The 3,317-nt window shown below is 40.8% G+C and carries 4 protein-coding genes and 1 pseudogene; 2 read left to right on the forward strand and 3 right to left on the reverse strand.

What is annotated here, in order from left to right:
- Both VJY63_RS10615 and VJY63_RS10620 read right to left on the reverse strand, forming a co-directional pair.
- Window positions 1–502, reverse strand: a pseudogene (locus tag VJY63_RS10615) (hypothetical protein); the annotation flags it as partial.
- Window positions 503–581: 79 nt separating this feature from the next.
- Window positions 582–1,508, reverse strand: a complete 927-nt coding sequence (locus tag VJY63_RS10620; protein ID WP_324050694.1) for a LysR family transcriptional regulator — start codon at window positions 1,506–1,508, stop codon at window positions 582–584.
- Window positions 1,509–1,635: 127 nt separating this feature from the next.
- On the opposite strand from VJY63_RS10620, the gene VJY63_RS10625 reads away from it, so the two are divergent.
- Both VJY63_RS10625 and VJY63_RS10630 read left to right on the forward strand, forming a co-directional pair.
- Window positions 1,636–2,337, forward strand: a complete 702-nt coding sequence (locus tag VJY63_RS10625; protein ID WP_324050696.1) for a pirin family protein — start codon at window positions 1,636–1,638, stop codon at window positions 2,335–2,337.
- A gap of 57 nt (window positions 2,338–2,394) precedes the next feature.
- Window positions 2,395–2,991 (forward strand): nitroreductase family protein, encoded by a 597-nt coding sequence (locus VJY63_RS10630; RefSeq protein ID WP_324050697.1) that lies wholly within the window; start codon window positions 2,395–2,397, stop codon window positions 2,989–2,991.
- A gap of 229 nt (window positions 2,992–3,220) precedes the next feature.
- Here the strand turns inward: VJY63_RS10630 and VJY63_RS10635 are convergent.
- Window positions 3,221–3,317, reverse strand: a 97-nt coding sequence (locus tag VJY63_RS10635; protein WP_324049338.1) for a transposase domain-containing protein, incomplete at its 5' end; no start/stop codon positions are given.

Raw genomic sequence — 3,317 nt, forward strand, 5'->3', positions numbered from 1 at the left:
CCAATAAATCGGGGCGGACTGTAGCGCCTGTGCCAGCCAAAGTACCAGTACCAAGGCCAAACATATTTAGCATTTCTACATCCATTGGCGCAGCAGCAAAAAATTGGCCGCTCCAAGTTTGCCCAATCGTAACGTTATCTATGCCTAGATAAGCATGGCGCAATCTAGGTGCATAAGAAGCATCAGCACCTTTATCCAGATCATCCCAAAAGTCGATTTCCACAAAAGCTTTTACTTTATGCGCTTCAATAAGCGTATCGGCAGAAAAGTTTAGGCGTGACTGACGTAAACTTGATTCAAAAGTTCGGTCACCAGAATCAGGTTTGTTACTTATTTGGTCAGGTTTATTAACAATGCCTTCAGCCTTAATATAGCCACCAAAACTAAACTTGGTTCCGTTATGTTCATTAATTTCTATGGCTGCTACCTGACTAGAAGCGCCAACAACCAAAAAAGCGACTGCTAACTTGTTTTTTAAAATCCTGTGTGTTTTACAAATCATGGATACCCTTCCAATATTTTTAATATGTTTTGATTAAATGCGCGCAACACAATAGTAGATTTAGTTAATGATGGGTAGCCTAGTTTATTAAAACGTTATTCCAAGGGGCTGAACTTAGGTGCTGAACCAAATACTCAATAAAAGCTTTTACTCTAGCTGGGCGCGATCGTCCGGGCGGCGTAATAATATACAAGGCAATCGGTGCTACCTTCCAATCGCACATAACTTGAATAAGTTCACCACTTTGTAGACCTTCCCACACTAAAAAATCTGGCTGTAGAGCTAAGCCCAAGCCGCGTTTTAATGCCGGTTGTAAAGCATCACCATTATTTACGCGTAAGCGACTAGGCGGTAAAGCTTGGCTAAATTCTCCTTCTTCAGCATGGGTAAAACGCCAGTTAGTGCCATAGTTATCGTAAGAATAAAGTAAGGCTTGGTGATCGGCTAAATCACTTGGGTGCTTGGGTGTGCCATGTTTGGAAAAGTAAGCAGGGGAACCCACTAGAAGAATATTAATAGGGCATAAACGCCTTGCTAATAAACTGGAATCGACTAGGTTAGCAATGCGTAAAGAAAAATCAAAACGGCCTGTTACCAAGTCAACTTGCTGATCATTAAACTGAATATCGATTTCTATATCTGGGTGTTTTTCAAGAAAGTCTGGTAATAAAGGTGCTAAGTTACTTAAGCCAAAGGACATAGGTGATGAAATACGAATTAACCCACGTAAACTTTCTGACTGTTCTTTAATATCAGCCTCAACCTCTTCACCCATGTTAAGCAGATCGTTAGCGCCTTCTAATACGCCATAGCCACTTTCTGTTAAAGAAATACCGCGTGAAGTGCGGTGAAAAAGGGTAGTTTTGGTACGCGCTTCTAAGCGAGTAATTACCTTAGAAACGGTTGCTTGAGACAAGCTTAAAACCTTTGCTGCTTTAGCAAAAGATCCTTCGCGAGCAATGGTGGCAAAAATAGCCCAAGCTTCAAAATCAGGTAAACGTTGCACTTATACACCTTAGCAAATTGAGTCATCAGAATTGGAAAGGCTGCTATTCCATTTTAGGGATTCTCTACAAGAGGGTAAAACACTACACTGAATTCATGTTAAATAACATTGAGTTAAAGGAGACCCTATGATTGAACATCGTTCATTTGAAAGCTTAGGTGGAGCAAACCATGGTTGGCTAGATGCTAAACACCATTTTTCGTTTGCCAACTATTACGATGCAAAACACATGAGTTGGGGCTCCTTACGCGTTTGGAATGATGACATTATTCAGCCCAATACAGGCTTCCCGTCGCACCCCCATAAAGATATGGAAATTATCACCTATGTAAGAGAAGGTGCCATTACCCATGAAGACAGCCTAGGTAATAAAGGCCGTACCGAAGCGGGTGATGTGCAAGTGATGAGTGCAGGTAGTGGTATTGTACACTCTGAATATAACTTGGAAGCAGTAGAAACACGCATTTTCCAAATTTGGATTGAATCAAACCAAAAACCTACTAGCCCCTCTTGGGGAGCGCAACCTTTTCCAAAAGATGAACGCTCTGGCCGTTTTATAGTCTTAGCCAGTGGTTTTTCTGAAGACACTGAAGCCTTACCAATTCGTACCGATGCGCGAGTTTTAGGCGCAACATTAAAAGCGGGTGAACAACTAGAGTACAGCTTTGCTAGTGCTGATCGTTATGGTTATTTAGTGCCAGCTAAAGGAAAAGTTGAAGTAAATGGCCTGCTATTAAATGCACGCGATGGCGCAGCGATTCACCAAGAAGAAAAAATTGTTATAACGGCATTAGAAGATGCTGAGCTAGTTTTAGTTGATGCAAATTAAGCAGCTACTACTAAAAAAACGAAAACTAATTTTTGAGACAAAACAGGAGTTTATTAAATGACTAAGCAATATTTAGCAGCAATTAAAAAACGTCGTAGTCAGTATGCGTTAGGTAAAGATTTACCTTTAGCAGAGCAAGAAGTAACTGAGTTAATTAAAGAAGCTATGCGCCAAGCACCTTCAGCCTTTAACTCACAAAGCTCGCGCGCGGTTATTTTACACGGCGCTCAGCATGAAAAGTTTTGGGATATTGTTAGAAACGAATTGCAGAAAATTGTTCCTGCTGAAAACTTTGCTCCTACAGAAGCTAAAATTAATAGCTTTGCAGCTGGCGCAGGTACAGTTTTATTTTATGAAGACCAAGATGTTGTAAAAGGCCTGCAAGAAAACTTTGCACTTTATGCCGATAACTTTCCAATTTGGTCAGAGCATTCAACAGGTATTGCTCAGTTTGCGGTATGGACTGCGCTAGCTGAAGCCAATATTGGTGCAAGTTTGCAACACTATAATCCATTACCTGATGCAGCCGTAGCAGCAGAGTGGAAGCTTCCAGCTAGCTGGAAACTACGCGCCCAAATGCCTTTTGGTTCACATCAGGGTAAGTTTTCAGAAAAAGAATTTATGGCTGATGAAGATCGCTTTATCGTCCTATAAGGGTTTTTTCTAAGCATTTTCTATAAGCACTTGAAGTAATTCTTTTTAATAGCAGGTAAATTAGCTTAATAGGCTGGTTTACCTGCTTTTTTTTGTTAAATAATTAGACGTGCGAGATGGAAATGACACCTGGAATCAATCTAGTCAAAAAAGCTAAAATTACACATAAAGTACATGAGTATTCAGTAAGCGCCCTTAAATCAGCACCCTTGCAGAACGGCTACTTAGCTTAATCCAGCTCTACATTCCATGGCAGCAGGGCTTCGAGTTTTTCTAATGTGTCAGCGACAGCTATGCGGTCAAGAATGTGCTTGATGTAGGCTTGT

This window comes from Marinospirillum sp. (assembly GCF_035271045.1).
In the GTDB taxonomy this organism is placed as follows: domain Bacteria; phylum Pseudomonadota; class Gammaproteobacteria; order Pseudomonadales; family Halomonadaceae; genus Marinospirillum.